This is a genomic window from Novosphingobium capsulatum NBRC 12533 (genome assembly GCF_001598375.1).
In the GTDB taxonomy this organism is placed as follows: domain Bacteria; phylum Pseudomonadota; class Alphaproteobacteria; order Sphingomonadales; family Sphingomonadaceae; genus Novosphingobium; species Novosphingobium capsulatum.
This window is the reverse complement of sequence record NZ_BCYV01000013.1, coordinates 13,280-30,205: the sequence shown is the minus strand read 5'-3', so window position 1 is coordinate 30,205 and position 16,926 is coordinate 13,280. Positions and strand designations below refer to the sequence as shown.

The 16,926-nt window shown below is 66.7% G+C and carries 18 protein-coding genes; 12 read left to right on the top strand and 6 right to left on the bottom strand.

Going from position 1 to position 16,926, the window contains the following annotated elements; genetic code table 11:
- Positions 1-125: 125 nt before the first annotated feature.
- The 4 genes from ispH to SCA01S_RS12630 are packed head-to-tail and all read left to right on the top strand — an operon-like array spanning position 126 to position 3,224.
- Positions 126-1,115, top strand: coding sequence for a 4-hydroxy-3-methylbut-2-enyl diphosphate reductase (ispH, locus tag SCA01S_RS12645; protein ID WP_062786091.1), 990 nt, complete (start codon positions 126-128; stop codon positions 1,113-1,115).
- Between the two features lie 11 nt (positions 1,116-1,126).
- On the top strand, positions 1,127-2,119 hold the full coding sequence (gene thrB, locus SCA01S_RS12640; protein ID WP_062786089.1) for a homoserine kinase: 993 nt from the start codon (positions 1,127-1,129) through the stop codon (positions 2,117-2,119).
- The gene (gene rnhA / locus SCA01S_RS12635; protein WP_054130713.1) at positions 2,116-2,547 is read left to right on the top strand and encodes a ribonuclease HI; all 432 of its coding nucleotides are present in this window, start codon (positions 2,116-2,118) and stop codon (positions 2,545-2,547) included. The genes thrB and rnhA overlap by 4 nt, the downstream gene beginning before the upstream one ends.
- A gap of 56 nt (positions 2,548-2,603) precedes the next feature.
- Positions 2,604-3,224 carry a hypothetical protein gene (locus tag SCA01S_RS12630; protein WP_062786086.1) on the top strand — a complete coding sequence of 207 codons (621 nt, stop codon included), beginning with the start codon at positions 2,604-2,606 and terminating at the stop codon, positions 3,222-3,224.
- Positions 3,225-3,276: 52 nt separating this feature from the next.
- Here SCA01S_RS12630 and SCA01S_RS12625 read toward each other — a convergent pair whose 3' ends face one another.
- Together SCA01S_RS12625 and SCA01S_RS12620 are read right to left on the bottom strand one after the other, a co-directional pair.
- The gene (locus tag SCA01S_RS12625) at positions 3,277-4,389 is read right to left on the bottom strand and encodes an NAD(P)/FAD-dependent oxidoreductase (RefSeq protein ID WP_062786083.1); all 1,113 of its coding nucleotides are present in this window, start codon (positions 4,387-4,389) and stop codon (positions 3,277-3,279) included.
- Positions 4,390-4,408: 19 nt separating this feature from the next.
- Entirely contained in the window at positions 4,409-5,392 is a 984-nt protein-coding gene (locus SCA01S_RS12620; protein WP_062786080.1) for an alpha/beta fold hydrolase, read from the bottom strand.
- Positions 5,393-5,492: 100 nt separating this feature from the next.
- Between SCA01S_RS12620 and SCA01S_RS12615 the strand changes: the two genes are divergently transcribed.
- The 7 genes from SCA01S_RS12615 to SCA01S_RS12585 all read left to right on the top strand — a co-directional run bounded on the left by SCA01S_RS12615 (position 5,493) and on the right by SCA01S_RS12585 (position 12,723).
- Positions 5,493-5,966, top strand: a complete 474-nt coding sequence (locus tag SCA01S_RS12615; protein ID WP_043610870.1) for an A24 family peptidase — start codon at positions 5,493-5,495, stop codon at positions 5,964-5,966.
- 63 nt (positions 5,967-6,029) lie between these two features.
- Positions 6,030-7,061, top strand: a complete 1,032-nt coding sequence (gene cpaB, locus SCA01S_RS12610) for a Flp pilus assembly protein CpaB (protein WP_062786077.1) — start codon at positions 6,030-6,032, stop codon at positions 7,059-7,061.
- Between the two features lies 1 nt (position 7,062).
- Positions 7,063-8,658, top strand: a complete 1,596-nt coding sequence (locus SCA01S_RS12605) for a type II and III secretion system protein family protein (RefSeq protein ID WP_062786074.1) — start codon at positions 7,063-7,065, stop codon at positions 8,656-8,658.
- Between the two features lie 26 nt (positions 8,659-8,684).
- Positions 8,685-9,353, top strand: a complete 669-nt coding sequence (locus SCA01S_RS12600; protein WP_062786071.1) for a CpaD family pilus assembly protein — start codon at positions 8,685-8,687, stop codon at positions 9,351-9,353.
- A 1-nt stretch (position 9,354) separates the two neighbouring features.
- Positions 9,355-10,638, top strand: a complete 1,284-nt coding sequence (locus SCA01S_RS12595; protein ID WP_022675893.1) for a Flp pilus assembly protein ATPase CpaE — start codon at positions 9,355-9,357, stop codon at positions 10,636-10,638.
- 89 nt (positions 10,639-10,727) lie between these two features.
- Entirely contained in the window at positions 10,728-11,699 is a 972-nt protein-coding gene (locus tag SCA01S_RS12590) for a type II secretion system F family protein (protein ID WP_022675892.1), read from the top strand.
- Positions 11,700-11,715: 16 nt separating this feature from the next.
- Positions 11,716-12,723 (top strand): type II secretion system F family protein, encoded by a 1,008-nt coding sequence (locus SCA01S_RS12585; protein ID WP_022675891.1) that lies wholly within the window; start codon positions 11,716-11,718, stop codon positions 12,721-12,723.
- A 151-nt stretch (positions 12,724-12,874) separates the two neighbouring features.
- On the opposite strand, the gene SCA01S_RS12580 is transcribed toward SCA01S_RS12585, so the two are convergent.
- The 4 genes from SCA01S_RS12580 to SCA01S_RS12565 all read right to left on the bottom strand — a co-directional run bounded on the left by SCA01S_RS12580 (position 12,875) and on the right by SCA01S_RS12565 (position 15,875).
- Entirely contained in the window at positions 12,875-13,636 is a 762-nt protein-coding gene (locus SCA01S_RS12580) for a hypothetical protein (RefSeq protein WP_062786068.1), read from the bottom strand.
- Positions 13,637-13,707: 71 nt separating this feature from the next.
- Positions 13,708-14,166 (bottom strand): MarR family winged helix-turn-helix transcriptional regulator, encoded by a 459-nt coding sequence (locus SCA01S_RS12575; protein ID WP_022674476.1) that lies wholly within the window; start codon positions 14,164-14,166, stop codon positions 13,708-13,710.
- A 154-nt stretch (positions 14,167-14,320) separates the two neighbouring features.
- Entirely contained in the window at positions 14,321-15,217 is an 897-nt protein-coding gene (gene mtnP, locus SCA01S_RS12570; protein ID WP_245652574.1) for an S-methyl-5'-thioadenosine phosphorylase, read from the bottom strand.
- Positions 15,207-15,875 (bottom strand): TetR family transcriptional regulator, encoded by a 669-nt coding sequence (locus tag SCA01S_RS12565; protein WP_062786065.1) that lies wholly within the window; start codon positions 15,873-15,875, stop codon positions 15,207-15,209. Before SCA01S_RS12565 ends, mtnP begins: the two co-directional genes overlap by 11 nt.
- A 95-nt stretch (positions 15,876-15,970) precedes the next feature.
- On the opposite strand from SCA01S_RS12565, the gene thiL reads away from it, so the two are divergent.
- Positions 15,971-16,858 carry a thiamine-phosphate kinase gene (gene thiL / locus SCA01S_RS12560; protein WP_054130721.1) on the top strand — a complete coding sequence of 296 codons (888 nt, stop codon included), beginning with the start codon at positions 15,971-15,973 and terminating at the stop codon, positions 16,856-16,858.
- Positions 16,859-16,926: the final 68 nt, after the last annotated feature.

Here is a 16,926-nt window from a genome sequence, read left to right as displayed (position 1 = left end):
CGCATCCTCTACCCACCCCTTGGCGCTTGGGCAATGGCGCTGCCTGGGCGACGGCGATGTTTTGCTGCATCTTTTAAACGCGGCGTTGTTTTACGAGTGGGCCCTGCGCTGCTAAGGACAGGCCCATGAACGCCAGCTTTCCGGATTCCGCCGCCGCCGCCACCCTGCCCGAAACGGGCCTGCCGCCGTTGCACCTTCTGATTGCCGCCCCGCGCGGCTTCTGCGCCGGGGTGGACCGTGCGATCGAGATCGTGGAGCGGGCGATCGAACGCTATGGCGCGCCGGTCTATGTGCGCCACGAAATCGTCCACAACCGCTTCGTGGTCGATACGCTCAAGGCCAAGGGCGCGGTGTTCGTGGAAGAGCTGGACGAAGTGCCCGATGGCAAGCCGGTGGTCTTTTCCGCCCATGGCGTGCCCAAGGTGGTGCCAATGGCCGCGACCGAGCGCGGACTCGACTGGCTGGACGCGACCTGCCCGCTGGTGAGCAAGGTGCACCGCCAGGCCGAACGCAAGGTGGAAGCCGGGCGCCACATCCTGTTCGTGGGCCACAAGGGCCATCCCGAAGTGATCGGCACGATGGGCCAGGTGCCCGAAGGCGCGATGACCCTGGTCGAAACGGTGGAAGATGTGGCCCGGCTGGATTTCCCGGCCGACCAGCGCCTGGCGTTCCTGACGCAGACCACCCTGTCGGTGGACGATACCGCCGAGATCATCGCCGCGCTCAAGGCGCGCTTTCCCAGCATCGTCGGCCCCCGCGCCGAAGACATCTGCTATGCCACGTCCAACCGCCAGGCGGCGGTCAAGGCCATTGCGCCGCGCTGCCAGCTGGTGCTGGTGATCGGCGCGCCCAACAGCTCGAACTCGTTGCGCCTGGTCGAAGTGGCCGAACGCGAAGGTTCCAAGGCCCGCCTGATCCAGCGCGCCACCGAAATCGATCCGGCCTGGCTGGAAGGGGTCACCTCGCTGGGGCTGACGGCCGGTGCCTCTGCCCCTGAAGTGCTGGTGCGCGAAGTGGTGGCCAAGCTTGGCACCTGGCGCCAGGTTCACGAAGAGCCGGTGACCACCACCGAGGAACACATGGTGTTCAAGCTGCCCCGCCAGTTGATGAGCTGAAAGACCCCATCATGGCTGTCTATACCCACCTCGGCGCGGAGGACATGGCCGCGCTGCTCGCCCCCTATCACCTGGGCGATCTGGTTTCCGCCAAGGGCATTGCCGAAGGCGTTTCCAACAGCAACTGGCTGGTCGAAACCGCGCAAAGCGCCGGCAAGGCCACGCGCTTCATCCTCACGATGTACGAATTCCGCATAGAGATCAGCGATCTGCCCTATTTCCTCGGGCTGCTCGATCATCTCGCGGCCAAGGGCTGCCCGGTGCCGCGCTCCATCCACGATGGCGCGGGCAATCTCTATCGCGTGGTCGCTACACCGCGTGGGGAACGCGCCCTGGCACTGATCGAGTTCCTGCCCGGCGTTTCGCTGCACGAGCCCACGCCCGGCCAGGCGCGCGCGGTGGGCGCGGCGCTGGCCACGCTGCACGGCGCAGCGGCCGATTACCCGGCCACGCGCGCCAACGGCATGGGCCTGGCTGAATGGCAGCGGCTCGCCGATGCCTGCGGGCCGCAGGGCCTGGCCAGCATCGATCCCGCGCTGGCCAGCCTGGTGGCGCAGCACCTGCCCCGCCTGGCCGCGCAATGGCCACAAGACCTGCCCACCGGCGTGATCCATGCTGATCTCTTTCCCGACAACGTACTGATGCAGGGGGAAACGGTCACTGGCCTGATCGACTTCTATTTCGCCTGCAACGACGTGATCGCCTATGACCTGGCGGTGACGCATGCCGCCTGGTGTTTCGATGCGGCGGGCCTGGCGTTCCGCGCCGATCTTTCGGCGGCGCTGCTCGAAGGCTATGCCAGCGTGCGCCCCCTGTCTGAGGCAGAACGGGCGGCGCTGCCCGTGCTGGCGCAAGGGGCGGCGATGCGCTTTGCCATGAGCCGCGCCTACGACTGGCTCAACACCCCGGCCGATGCCCTGGTGACGCGCAAAGACCCGATGGCCTTTGCCCGCCGGCTGCAATTCTATGCCGATCCGGCCAATGGCGGAGTGTTCGCACTGTGAAGCAGGTCGATATCTTCACCGATGGCGCCTGCAAGGGCAATCCCGGCAAGGGTGGCTGGGGCGCGCTGCTGCGCATGGGCGAGCATGAAAAGGAACTGGTCGGTTCCGAGCGCGAGACGACCAACAACCGCATGGAAATGATGGGCGCGATCCGCGCGCTGGAGGCACTGACCCAGCCGTGCCAGGTGACGCTGCACACCGACAGCAAGTATGTGCTCGACGGCATCACCAAATGGATCTTTGGCTGGCAGAAACGAGGCTGGAAAACGGCCGACAACAAGCCGGTCAAGAACGAAGACCTGTGGCGCGCACTGGTGGCCGCTGCCCGCCCGCACAAGATCGAGTGGGTGTGGGTCAAGGGACATGACGGCCACCCGGAAAACGAGCGGGTGGACAAGCTCGCCAGCGACGCAGCCAAGGCCGCCTGATTCATCGCGAGCTGATCCATTCCGGGACTCAGCTGCGGTCCATCCGGTTTGGCGGCATGTCGCTTCATGGTAAACCCCGCGCAGAGGCCGCCCTGGTGCAGGCCTATCGCGGGGGATGTTCGATGGTGTGCCAGTTCACGGTCAACCGTGCGGGGTGGGTGCTGGCGGCTGCCGGGCTCGCGGCAGCGGCAGCGGCAGCATCACCAGCCATGGCGCGGCACCAACCACCGCCACCGGTCACCACGCCGGCAACGCCCTCCGCGATGGTTCCCTATGGCCCAGGGCCAGGCCCCTGCAGCGTGCCCGGCATCGATGGCGGCGAACCGCAACGGCACGGCTGGCCGCCGCCATGCGAGGCGATGCCTGCCCCGGCCTATCCCGGCCCTGGCTATTATGCACCGGGCTATCCACCCCAGGCCTATTCCGCGCCAGGCTATGCCGGGCAAGTGCCGGTCTATACCGGCAGCTGGATCGCGCCGCCGGGCTATTACGTGGCGGGTGTCGTCATGGTGCCAGTGCCGCTGCCGCGTGCCGGGGGCTGCCAGCCTTGTGGCGAAACCCGCACCGTGACCACCACGCGCACGGTGGATGTGGCCGTTCGCCCAGCGCGCCGGGTGCCGCCACGCCATCCCCCGCTGCACGACAAGCGGGTGAGGGAAAAGCGCATCAAGGAATAGAGCGCAAACACCGCGTTAACTGCATGACATAACCATTCTGCGCCGGCCCGCTTCAAGCCAGGGCAAGACCAGCGGGCGACAAGCGCGCCGGGGCATAGCGCGCCGGATCAAGCCGTTCGGTCATCGTATCGGCCGACTGGCCCAGCAGCAGTTGCGCGGCCAGGCGCGCGGCGGCGGGCGCGGTCTGGATGCCAAAGCCGCCCTGCCCGGCAAACCAGAACAGGCCCGGCACGGCAGGATCAAAGCCATAGACCGGCGCGCGATCGGGGGCAAAGCTGCGCAGCCCGGCCCAGCGCCGCTCCACAGCAGCGATGCGCCAATCCACCACCTGTTCCAGGCGATCGATCGCCAGCGCTACGTCGATTTCCTCGGGCGCGACATCGTGCGCTACGTCGGGCGTTTCATCGTGCGGCGAAAGCCACAGCCGATCGCCCGATGGCTTGAAATAGAAGTCTCCGGCCAGCCCGAAGGTGAGCGGCAGTGTGGCCGGCACGGGTGGATCGACACGCAGTTGCGTGATCGTGCGGCGCAGCGGCGCGATGCCCAGGGAAGCCGCCCCGGCGAGCCTGGCGACTTCGTCGGCCCAGGCCCCGGCGGCGTTGACCACCACCCCGGCGCGCGCCTGCCCCCCGCGCCACACCAGGCGCCAGCCGGCCCCCTCGTGCACCAGCGAATCGATACGCGCACGCAGGCGGACGACGGTTCCGGTGCGGCGCGCCAGGGCCAGGTAGTGCTGGTGCAGCCCGGCCACGTCGATATCGGCGCAGCCCGGCTGCCAGGCCCCCAGGCACCATTGCTCGCGCAGGCCTGGCACCAGCGCGATCATGCCGGCGCGATCGATCATGTCCACCGTAGCGCCGAGCGCGCCATAGTCGGCCACGAAGGTTTCCAGCGCGGCGCGATCCTCTGTCCGCCCGATCACCAGCGAGCCGCGCGGCTGCAGAAAGCCGTGCTGTGCCAGGTAATCGCCCGAGGCGAGGGTGAGCGGCACCACCGCCGGCCCGCCATAGATCTCGTCCCAGAACGCGGCAGAGCGGCCGGTGGTGTGGTAGCCTGGGCTGTCCTCCGCCTCGACCAGCAGGACGCGGGCATGGGGCGCGCATTCGGCGGCGAGACTGGCCCCGGCCATGCCGGCGCCGATGATCGCGATGTCGAACTCGTCCATGGTCGCGCCCCTGCCTGCCTTATTCCGCCATGGCGGCCGTGTCTTGCCGCTGTGGGGCTTCCCGTTCGAGGAAATCATCGATCGAGGCAAGCGCCCGATCGCGCACGGCGTCACATTCGCGCAGCAGTTCGTGCCGCGCCTCACGCCCCCAGGCCACCAGTTGGGCCTTGGGCAGGCGCTGCGCGGCGCGGGCGATGGCTGGCCACGACACCAGCGCATCGCGGCGCGTGGCGAGCAGCAGCACCGGGGTGGTTACGCGCTCCAGCACCCCCGGCGCATCGAGCCGGTCGAACGATTCGCTGCTCTTTTTCAGCCAGCGCCAGCTCGCCGGCCCCAGCGCCAGCCAGGGCCGCTGTTCCCGCCACCATTGTTCATCGGCATAGCGGGTTTCATCGTGCGTCAGCAGGTTGGCGCGCAGCGCGGCGCGGGCGCCGGGCTTCTCGCTGCTTTTCCATGCCGGGCGCGCCGGATCACCCAGTCGGGTCATCAGTGCGGCATAAATGCGCTGCACCGCGCGCGGCAGAACGGTAGCGAATCCGAGCATCGGCGCACTCAATACCACTGCCTCGGGGCCGATTCGCTGCTCGGCCAATGTGCGCAACACCAGGTGACCGCCCATCGAATGGCCGATCACCACATGCGGCCCCGGTGTTTGCGCGCGCCAGATTTGGTAAAGATGGGCAAGGTCATCCACCCAGACCGAAAAATCGGCGATGTCACCCACCGGTGGCCCGCTTTGTGGCCCGGCAGAGCCAGCCTGCCCGCGCCAATCAGCCGCGGTTACGCACCAGCCCTTAGACGCCCAGTAATCGAACGTTTCCAAATACTTTTCATAAAAGTCCCCGCGCCCGGGCAGGAACAGGATCGATCCCCTGGGCGGGCCATCGGCGCGCCGCCAGTCGATCCGGCGGATGGCGGTGCCATCGCTGGCGGACCACGTCGATTCGCTCGCACCAGCGGGGATCTCGCGCCCACCGATGCCCTTCCAGACATGCTTAACCATTGCTTGCGACGCCTTGTTTCACGCCCGATCCCGCCGCTTGGCTTGGTTACCGTTTGGTAAGTGATTTTCCGGTATCCCCACATCATCGAGGGGGATTTCCATGGTTTACGGATTGGCCGGAGTGTTGGCAATCGCGCTGCTGATCGCAGCCTTTACCGACCTGCGCCGCAGACAGATCGACAACTGGCTCAACGCCGCGATCGCGGCGCTGGCCCCGGTCTATTGGTGGGCCTGCGGGCTGCACCTGTGGCCCGATGTCGTGCTGCAACTGGGCGTGGCGCTGGCCGCTTTCGTGGTGCTGGCGGGGCTGTTTGCCCTGCGCATGATGGGTGGCGGCGATGTCAAGCTGCTCACCGCGCTGGCGCTGTGGCTGCGGCCGGTGCTGTTTGCCAAGCTTCTGCTGATCATGGCCCTGGTGGGCGGCCTGCTCACCGTGGGGATGGGCATGTGGCACCTGATGCGGCGCCGCAAGGACCGGCTGAAGATTCCCTATGGCGTGGCGATCGCCACGGCGGGGCTGTGTGTTCTTGGCACCACTTATGGCGCGGGCATTCACGCGCTCGCTGCGGGCTAAGGCCAACTTAACCAATTTGTCGGATGGCTGCGCGCTATTCTGTAAGGGCGGGATAAACTGGCGATGGACAAGAAGAAGCTACTGTTGTTGGGGGCCTCGCTGGTGCTGGGCATTCCATCGGCCTTGTTCGGCCTTGGCCTCATTCGTGGCTCGGGTTCGCCCCAGGCGATCGCTGCCGCCAAGGTGGAAATGGGTTCCAAGGTCCTGGTGGCCCAGCGCGCCCTGCCCGTCGGCACGATCATCACCGCCGATTCGATTGGCTTCAAGGCCTGGCCCAAGGAAATGGTGCAGGACGCCTATTTCGTGGAAGGCGAGGCCGACATGCAGAAGATGCTCGGCACCGTGGTGCGCAACCCGATCACCGCCGGCGAACCGAATACGCAGGGTTCGCTGGTGGCACCGGGCGATCGCGGCTTCCTCGCCGCCGCGCTTGGGCCTGGCATGCGCGCCGTCACCATTCCGGTTTCCGCCCGCACCGGTGTTGCCGGCTTCGTCTTTCCCGGCGACCATATCGACCTGGTGCTGACCCAGACGGTCAAGGGCAACGATCCGCAGCCGCTCAAGGCATCGGAAACCATCATCCGCAACCTGCGCGTGCTCGCCACCGACCAGTCCGCCACGCAGGAACAGATCGAGGGCAAGACCAAGGTCAAGGCGTTCAGCACGGTCACCGTGGAAGTGACGCCCAAGATCGCGGAAAAGATCGCCGTGGCCCAGACCATCGGCACGCTCAGCCTCTCGCTGCGCTCGCTGGCCGACAATTCGGCCGAGCTGGAACAGGCGATCGCCTCGGGCGATGTCAAGGTTCCGGCCGGGGCCACCCCGCAGGACGAGGAAAAGCTGCTCAAGCAGGCGCTGGCCCACCCGCTCGATGGCGGCACCAGCTTTGCCACGGGCGGCGATGTCTCGCGCTTCCAGCGCAAGTCGATGCCGCCGATGGGTGGCGCTGGCGGTGGCGGCGGCTTTACCGCGCCGCCCGCCCCCGCGCCGGTGGCGGCCATGGCCGGCCCGGCCGTGCCGCCGCGCCCGCGTGGCCCGGTCGTCAACATCACGCGCGGCAAGGACACTGTCACCGTCAGCGTGGGAGCGCAGTGAGATGAGCACGACTGCCACGATCTGCCCGCCCGTTCCGTTCCGGCATCGCGCCAAAGGCCAAGCCATGTCCCACCGCTTCGTTTCCGCGCTGCGCACCGCCATGATCGTGGCCGCGCCGCTTGCCGCGCCCCTTGCTGTCGCTGCCTTGGCCCCTGCGGCCCAGGCGCAGAGCGTCACCAGCCCGGCCCGCGCCATCGCGGTGGGCCTCGGCCGGGGTGAACTGATCACCCTGCCCTCGCGCATGGCCGATGTGTTTGTCGCCGATGAAAAGATCGCCGACGTGCAGGTGAAATCGACCAACCAGCTCTATGTCTTCGGCAAGGGCCCGGGCGAAACCACCGTCTATGCCAGCGACGCCAAGGGCAACGTGATCTGGTCAGCCAACGTGCGCGTAGGCACGAATATCGACAGCATCGACCAGATGCTCCACCTCGCCATGCCCGACGCCAAGGTGCAGACCGCCACGATGAACAACACCGTGCTGCTGACCGGCACGGTGGGAGCCCCCGAAGATGCGGCCGAGGCCGAGCGCCTGGTCAAGGCCTTCGTGGGCGAGAAGATGCAGGTGATCAGCCGCCTCAAGATGGCCACGCCCCTGCAGGTCATGCTCCAGGTGCGGATTGCCGAAGTCAGCCGCACGCTGACCCGTGCGATCGGCATGAACTGGGCCACGGCCGATGCCACCAGCGGCTTCAAGTTCGGCGTGGGCCAGGGCAACGCGTTCACCCAGTATGTCGCGGGCGGGCCACTACTGGCTGGCGGCAACGTGGCGATGAATGCCACGACCACGGTGGTCAACTCGGCCACGACAGGCACCCGCCTGGTCGGCAACGGCAAGCTGTTTGGCATGGATGTGCTGGGCGCGCTGGATCTGGGCGAAACGATCGGCCTGTCCAACACCCTGGCCGAGCCGAACCTGACCGCGCTGTCGGGTGAAACGGCCGAATTCCTGGCCGGCGGCGAATTTCCCATCCCGCTTTCGCAGGGCCTGGGCACCACCAGCATCGAATACAAGAAGTATGGTGTGAGCCTGTCCTACACGCCCACCGTCCTGGCCAATGGCCGCATCTCGCTGCGCGTGCGGCCGGAAGTCTCCGAACTCACCACCGACGGCGCGATCACGCTCAGCGGCTTTTCCATCCCGGCACTCAAGGTGCGCCGCGCCGAAACCACGGTGGAACTGGGATCGGGACAAAGCTTCATGATCGCCGGGCTGCTGAGCAATTCGGCCCAGAACACCATCACCAAGCTGCCGGGCGCTGGCGACCTGCCGATCCTGGGCTCGCTGTTCCGCTCCACCTCGTTCAAGAAGGGCGAGACCGAACTGGTGATCGTGGTTACCCCGTATCTGGTCAACCCGGTGGATGCCAAGGATATCAAGCTGCCCACCGATGGCTTCCGCGCCGCCGATGCCGTGCAGCAATTGCTGGGCAACCAGGAAACCGTACCGTCCAAGGGCGAAGGTCGCCCGATGCCGACCGAACGCGAAGGTACCGTGCAAGGCGGCCCAGCGCCGAAGGTAGGCGACGCCAGCGGCGCCCAGCCCGAAAAGAACAAGCAGGCCAAGGCCGACGCCAAACCCGGCTTCAACCTGTGACCGCCTACGCGACAAGGAACCAGACCATGTCCACCACGCGCAATCGCATCGGCCCTGTGGCCCTGGCCCTCGCCGTCACCACGGCACTCGCCGGCTGCGTCGGCGGCCAGCCGACCAACCGCTCGCTCAACAGCGTGCATCAGCCGGTGGTCGAACGCACCAGCTACACGCTAGACATCAATACGCTGCCCGGTGGCGGCGTGTCGGTCAGCGAGCAGCGCCGCATGGCCGGATGGTTCGACTCGCTTGATCTTGGCTATGGCGACAAAGTAGCGCTGGACGATCCCGCCCGCGATCCGGCCACGCACGATGCCGTGCAGGCGGTGCTTGCCGGCCACGGCATGAGCCTGGCCGAAGGCGCGCCGATCACGGCTGGCAGCGTGGCGCCGGGCATCGCGCGCCTGGTAATCATGCGCACCACCGCTGCCGTGCCGGGTTGCCCGGATTGGTCGACCCACAACGATGGCAATGGCAACAACGCCACCTCGACCAACTATGGCTGCGCGGTCAACTCCAACCTGGCCGCGATGGTGGCCAACAAGGAAGACTTGGTGCACGGCCAGTCTGACGACGGCCGCACCACTGTGATGACCTCGAACAAGGCGATCCAGGCCTACCGCGACAATGCACCCTCCGGCATGGGGGGCGCCACCGTCAAGAAGGTCACCACCTCCACTTCAGCGGCGAGCAACTGACATGAGCGCACCCTGGAAATCCGGCAATCGCGACCTGTTCGCAGCATTCCTGTGCGACGATGCGGCGCTCGACGTGGCGCGCGCCGTGGCGGCCGACATGGGCTGGGCGCCGGAAAAATGCGCGCGCGGCGGCCTGCGCAATGCCGTGCAATCGCTCTCGATCACCGCCAGCCCGGCCATCCTGATGGTCGATCTGTCGGAAAGCGGCGATCCCCTCAACGATATCAATGCCCTGGCCGAAGTGTGCGAACCCGGCACGGTGGTTATCGCGGTGGGCCAGGTCAACGATGTGCGGCTCTATCGCGATCTGATCGCTTCGGGCATCCAGGATTACCTGCTCAAGCCGCTGTCAGTCGCCCAGGTGCGCGACGCGCTGAGCCAGGCGCAGGCGATCTTCAATGCGCCCAAGAACCAGGATGGCAGCGCGGCAAAGCGCCACGTGACCACTGCGGTTGTCGGCACCCGCGGCGGGGCCGGCGCCTCCACCATCGCCACTTCGCTGGCCTGGTCGTTTGGCGCCGATTTCAAGCTGTCGACCGCGCTGCTCGATCTTGACGTGCACTTCGGCACCGGCGCGCTCACGCTCGATCTCGAGCCCGGTCGTGGCCTGACCGACGCGATCGACAGCCCCAGCCGCATCGACGGGCTGTTCATCGAACGCGCGATGATCCGGGCCAACGACAACCTGGCGATCCTCTCGGCCGAAGCGCCGATCACCGCACCGTTGATGACCGATGGCAGCGCCTTTGTGCAGTTGCAGGAGGAATTCCGCCAGGCGTTCGAGATGACCGTGATCGACATGCCGCGCAACATGCTGATCAACTTCCCGCACTTGCTGGCCGATGTGAACGCGGTGGCACTTGTCACCGAATTGACCCTGGCCGGCGCGCGCGATGCGATCCGCCTGCTGGCCTGGCTCAAGTCCAACGCCAGCCACGCCCATGTCTATGTAGTGGCCAACAAGGTGCACCAGGGCGTGGGCGAAATCAGCCGCGCCGATTTCGAATCCTCGATCGAGCGCAAGCTGGGTTTCCAGGTGCCATTCGATGCCAAGGCCGCAGCCAATGCCGCCAAGCTGGGGCAGACGTTTATCGGCGCCAACCGCTCGACCAAGGCGGCGCTGGCGATCAAGGACGTGGCGCAGGCCATCTCCAGCCTTGCCGCCGATACCGACGCCAGCCCGGCGGACAAGCCCAAGGCCAAGTCCACTTCGCTCCTGGGCAAGTTCGATCTCAAGAAGATGTTGCCGGCAAAGGGCAAGGCCAAGACCGGCGCCCCAGTCTAAAGCTGGCCAGGTCTGACGCTTTACGCCCCGTGCCACGCCGTCACCGCGCGATGCAGTTTACGGTTTCCTTCAGGTAGGCAGGTTCCCCGATGCTCAATCCCCAGCTGATCTTGCTCTTTGGCGGGCTTGGTATCGCGCTGCTGCTGGCCGTGGCGGCGTTCAGCGGGCCGAGTGCCGGCAAGGAAGGCGCACGCCGCCTGCAACAGGTGCGCTTCCGCCATTCGGATAGCGCGGTCGACAAGGTGGAAGCGCAGTATCGCAAGGCGATCGCCTCGCGCACACCCCGCGCCTATCGCGTTGCCGGCTCTGCCTCGCGCACCGAGGCGCTGGCCCTGCGCCTGCACCGCACCGGCAAGGGGTGGACCCTTTCGCAGTATCTCTATGCCTCGCTTGGCCTGGGGCTGGGGATCGCCGCGCTGATCTTCCTCAAGTCCGGCTCGCTACTTCTAGCGATCCCGGCCGGCGTTCTGGTCGGCGCGGGGCTGCCGCACATGGTGGTGAACCGCGCGATCACCAAGCGCGCCAACGCCTTTGTCACCCGCTTTCCCGATGCGCTGGAACTGCTCGTGCGCGGCCTGCGCTCTGGCCTGCCGATCACCGAAACGCTGGGCGTCGTCGCCAGCGAACTGCCCGGCCCGGTGGGGGAAGAATTCAAGCTGGTGACCGATCGCATCAAGGTGGGCAAGACCATGGAAGAGGCGCTGCAGGATACGGCCGACCGCCTCGACATGGCCGAGTTCAGCTTTTTCTGCATTACCCTGGCGATCCAGCGCGAAACCGGTGGCAACCTGGCCGAAACCCTCGCCAACCTGGCTGATGTGCTGCGCAAGCGGGCGCAGATGAAGCTCAAGATCAAGGCGATGAGTTCGGAATCCAAGGCCTCGGCCTATATCGTCGGCGCCCTGCCGTTCATCGTCTTTGCCCTGATCTACTGGATCAACCCGGTCTACATGGGCAAGTTCTTCGTCGACGAGCGCCTGATCATCGCCGGCCTGGGCGGGCTGTGCTGGCTGGGCCTGGGCGCCTTCATCATGGCCAAGATGGTCAGCTTCGAGATCTGAGCCAAGGAACGCGCTGATGCAACCGAACCCCGCACCCACGCTGCTTGGCATCAATGTCGTCCATGCCGGCTCGATCATGCTGATGATCGCGGCCGCGGCGATGATCCTGGCGATCTATGCCGCGATCACCGTGCGCGATCCCATGGCCAAGCGGGTCAAGGCGTTGAGCGAGCGACGCGAGCAGCTCAAGGCCGGGATCATCACCTCGGCCGCGCGCAAGCGCCATTCGATCGTGCGCCGCAACCAGACCACCGACACGATCCGCGGCGTGCTGGAAAAGCTGCGCGTGCTGCAGGACAGCCAGTTGGCCGTGGTGCAGCAGAAGCTGGCCCAGGCCGGCATCCGCAAGAAGGAATGGGCCGTCGCGGTGATCTTTGGCCGCATGATCGGCCCGATCGTGCTGGGCGGCCTCGCTATCCTGTGGATCTATGTGCTGCAGTTCTTTCCCGAATGGGGCGCGTTCAAGCGCTTCATGGGTTTCGCGGTCATGGTCATCTTCGGCTACAAGGCCCCCGATATCTGGATCGCCAATCTGGTGTCCAAGCGCACCCATGCCATCCGCAAGGGCCTGCCCGATGCGCTGGACCTGCTGGTGATCTGCGCCGAAGCCGGCCTTACCGTGGACGCCGCGTTCGGCCGCGTGGCGCGCGAACTGGGCCGCGCCTATCCCGAACTGGGCGATGAATTCGCACTCACCGCGATCGAACTGTCGTTCCTTACCGAACGGCGCCAGGCCTTTGAAAACCTTGCCTATCGCGTGAACCTCGATTCGGTGAAGGGCGTGACCACCACCATGGTCCAGACCGAACGCTATGGTACGCCGCTGGCCTCCGCCCTGCGCGTGCTGTCGGCCGAATTCCGCAACGAACGCATGATGCGTGCCGAGGAAAAGGCCGCCCGCTTGCCCGCGATCATGACCGTGCCGCTGATCCTGTTCATCCTGCCCACGCTATTCATCGTCATCCTGGGCCCAGCGGCCTGCGCGATCAGCGACCAGTTCATCAACCGCAAGCCCGGGCCGTAAGGCTCTGCGCGGCGGGTTTGGTGCCGGGCTTCGCACCACCCCCCCTCCTCTGAAGAGGAGGGGGCTTTTATTGTCAGTGCTTTAACTCCCCATCCTCTTTAGAGGAGGGGGTCGGGGGGTGGTGCTGGGCCTGACACTGTACCGCCAAACCTCAAGCAGGAACGCGCACGGCCTGCTCGATCGCACCAAACAGGCTGCGCCCGGCACTGTTGCGGGCTTCGACGCGCAGGGTTTCGCCCGGCCCCAGCGGATCGCCGGGCAGCGGCGCCGACAGGCTGACCAGGGTTCCGGCGGCGAGAGCGCGTTCGGCGGCCAGACCGGCGATGGTATCGCCCAGGGTGGGCGGCAGGATCACGTCCTGGGTGTGGCTGCCCCGCGTCACCTTGAGCGGCACGGCCAACGCGCCATCCACCCACGCTTCCGCCAGCGCCGAGGGCGTGACGAAGACCGGCGAGAAATGCCCCGTGGCCCCTGGTGCGCTCTGCACGGCAACCGCGTGGGCCAGGCCGACCAGGCGCACCCGGCCCAAGGCCTCGGCCGCGCTGGCGCCTTGCGGCACATCGGCCGTCATCGCCACCAGGCCCACCGCCGAGGCACCGGGCCGGCGCAGCGGATCGCGCGCGCCCATCAGCCCGTCGCCAGGCTGGTGGCGCAGGGCATCGGCCGAATCGGTCCAGTGAAACGTACGCGGCAGGGGCGCGGCCGCCTCGCGTTCGTGAAAGCGTTTGCGCGGGATCGCCCCGTGCGCCAGTTCGATGCTCAGGCTTTCGAGAAGATCGGCGTGGCGGTGCCATTCGTCCAGCAGCCGCTGCATCGTCGGCACCACATGATCGGCGTCGGCATACCAGGCGAGATCGTCGGACACCACGATCAGGCGCCCATCGCGCCCCTGCGGCAACGATGCCAGTTTCATGTTCACCTCTCCTGTTTCAGCTGCGACGATATTATCCCGGTTCTATTCTGGTATGGTTTTTGTCTTGTACGTTACTTGGCGCGCGCTTCGAACCGCCGCACCGCGCCCAGCAGCTTGTCGAGCAGGGCACGCAGCTTCTCGGTTTCGCGCGGGGTCAGTGCGGAGAATATTTCCTCGTAAATTTCAAGCGCTTGCGGCCAAATCTGGGCATGGATGGCGCGGCCTTCGGCGGTAAGTTCGAGATGGTGGGAGCGTCCATCGGCCACATTCGGGCTGCGCTGCAGCAGGTTGCGATCCTCCAGCACCTTGCACGCGCGATTGACGGCAACCTTGTCCATCTGGGTAGCGCGCACCAGGTCGCGCTGGGTCAGCGGGCCGGCATCGCCGAGCACCGCCATGACCCGCCATTCCGAGATTTTGAGCCCGAATTGCATACGATATTCGTTGGCAATGGCCTGGCTCACCGCACCAGAGGTGATGGCCATGCGATAGGGCACGAATTCGGCAAGACGGGTCTGGGTTCCGGGCATGGTTTCGTATCTACGGAAACCAGCGGCAATGGCAATAACGATATTTCTCTTTAATCGCTATGAACTCTTGCAATCGTGCAAGACAAGCTATCGCAGCGCAACTTTCGATACGCGCTGCGATGCAACAGGATCACAGACCGCAGCCGCCTGTCGGCTATGCCTTGAGCGCCCTGCCCGCCACCGCACCCAGCCGGGCGACCAGCACGGGATCGCGCTGCGCCGGCGCCGTCATGATCGCGCCGTCGAGCGCGCGGTCGATCGGACTGGGCGTGCGCAGCTGCGGCAAAAGACCGGCCAGCGCCACGACAGTGGCCTTCGCCGTTGCGGCATTGCCGCGCATCACCGACAGCACCTGGGCAACGTCGACATGATCGCCGTCGCGCCAGGCATCGTAATCGGTGACCATGCCGATCAGGGCATAGGGCAGCTCTGCCTCGCGCGCGAGGCGCGCCTCGGGCATGGCGGTCATGCCGATCACGTCGGCACCCCATTGGCGGTAGAGGCGGCTTTCCGCGCGGGTGGAAAACTGCGGCCCCTGCATCGCCAGATAGCAACCACCCCGGTGCACGCTGGCCCCGGCGGCCTGGGCCGCATCGGCAAGAAGGCCCGACAGCCGCGCACAGACCGGATCGGCGAGCGAGACATGGGCCACCAGCCCTTCCCCGAAAAAGCTTTGCGGCCGGCCATGGGTGCGATCGATGAACTGGTCCACCGCCACGAAGCTGCCCGGTGCCAGCTCTTCGCGCAGCGAGCCGATCGCGGAAATGGCGACAAGGTCGGTCACCCCGCAGCGCTTCATCACGTCGATGTTGGCGCGGTGGTTGATGGCTTCGGGGGAAATCCGGTGCCCGGCGCCGTGGCGCGCCAGGAACACGAATTCCTGCCCGCCGATGCGCCCCAGCGTAACCGGCCCGGATGACGCGCCAAACGGCGATTGCACCGCGATTTCCTGCACATCGTCCAGCACCGAAAGATCATAGATCCCCGAGCCGCCGATCACCCCGATGCGCCAGCGCGCGCCCGGCGCCTGGGTTTCCTGTTCAGTCTGCAAGAATGCCCGCCATGATGAAATCAACCGTGTGTTCGCGATAGCGGTCGCGCAGCTGTTCGGTCAACGAATCCTGGCCAAAGCAGTGGCGCAGCACCAGCCGCGCGGAAAAGAACCGGTCAGCCGCGCCGCTGACGGTGAAATAGAACATCTGCGGATCGATCGGGCGGAACACCCCGCTTTTCACCCCTTCGCCGATCAGCTGGTCATAGGCGCGGCTAAGCGGGCGCAGGTACTTGTCGGCGATACGCCGCGCCTCGGCATCGTCGCTATCGCGCACCAGGCGCATGAGCAGGCGGTTGAGATAGGGGTAGCGGTAATAGGTATCGATGCAGCAGGAAATGTGGTGGCGCAGCTTGTCCTGCGGGGCCATGTCGCCCTTGGCCACCAGGGCGTCGACCGAGCGGACGATCTCGGCCATGTCGCGATCGAGCAGCGCGGTGAGCAGCCCGGCCTTGTTGCCGAAGTAATACTTCACCAGCGCCGAATTGAGGCCCGAGCGCAGCGAGAGTTCGGACAGCGAGATATCGACCAGGTCGCCCTCGCGCATCACCGCAGAGGCCGCCGCCAGTAGCAGATCGCGTGCGCCGCCCGGTGCAGCGGCCGCATCAGGCGGCCGCGCAGCATGGTCGTGCGCGGTCTGTGGTCCTGCGTTGGTCATGTCGCCGTGGTCCTCTTCAACCGATCGATTAGGCGGCGCGGCCAGCCAGGGTCAAGCTACTTGCAAACAACGCTTCAGCCACTACCGCAGCACCCATGGACGAAGCAGCCTTCATCACCGCCCTGCGCGCCCTGGCGCCAGACCCTGCCGCGCGCGGGCTGGACGATGACGTGGCGGTGATCGCGCTGGGCGGGGAGCATCTCGTGCTCACCCACGACATGATGGTGGAAGGCGTGCACTGGCTGCCCGGCCAGGACCCGGCCGACGTGGCGTGGAAACTGGTGGCGACCAACCTGTCCGATCTGGCGGCCAAGGGCGCGGCGCCGCTGGGCGTGCTGCTGGGCTATGGCCTGGGTGGCGGCGAAGAGCGGTTCCTGGCCGGGCTGGCGGAGGCGCTGGCGGCGTTTGCCGTGCCGCTGCTGGGCGGAGACACCGTGCGCCGGGTCGGCCCGGCGGCCCATGGCCTTACCGCGCTGGGCCGCGCCACGCATTGCCCGGTGCCCACGCGCAGCGGCGCACAGGTGGGCGACAGGCTGTGGGTCACCGGCAGCCTGGGCGATGCCATGCTGGGGTTCGAGGCGCTGCGTGACGGGCGCGAGGGGCGCACTGGCCGCGATACCACGCGCTTTGCCCGCCCGGTGCCGCGCCTGGCCGAAGGGCGGGCGCTGGCCCCCCTGGTTGGCGCGATGATGGACGTGTCGGACGGGCTGCTGCTCGATGCGACGCGCATGGCCCGTGCCAGCGGCGTGACCCTGGCAATCGACAGCGCCGCCTGCCCCGTGCCGCCAGACCTTCCCTCTGCCCGCCGGCAAGAGGCGCTGTCATGGGGTGATGACTACGAACTGCTGTTCACCCTGCCAGCGGGCACCACGCCCCCCTGCCCGGCCACCTGCATCGGCGAGGCGCAGACCGCTGGCCCCGTACCCTTGCTGCTCGATGGCGCCTGCCCGCAAGGGCCGCTGGGCTATGAACACCGCGGCTAAAACGTAGTCGCCGGGAATAACCGAACAACCGTACAATACCGCTTGCGAGCGGCGGCAAATGATTTAGC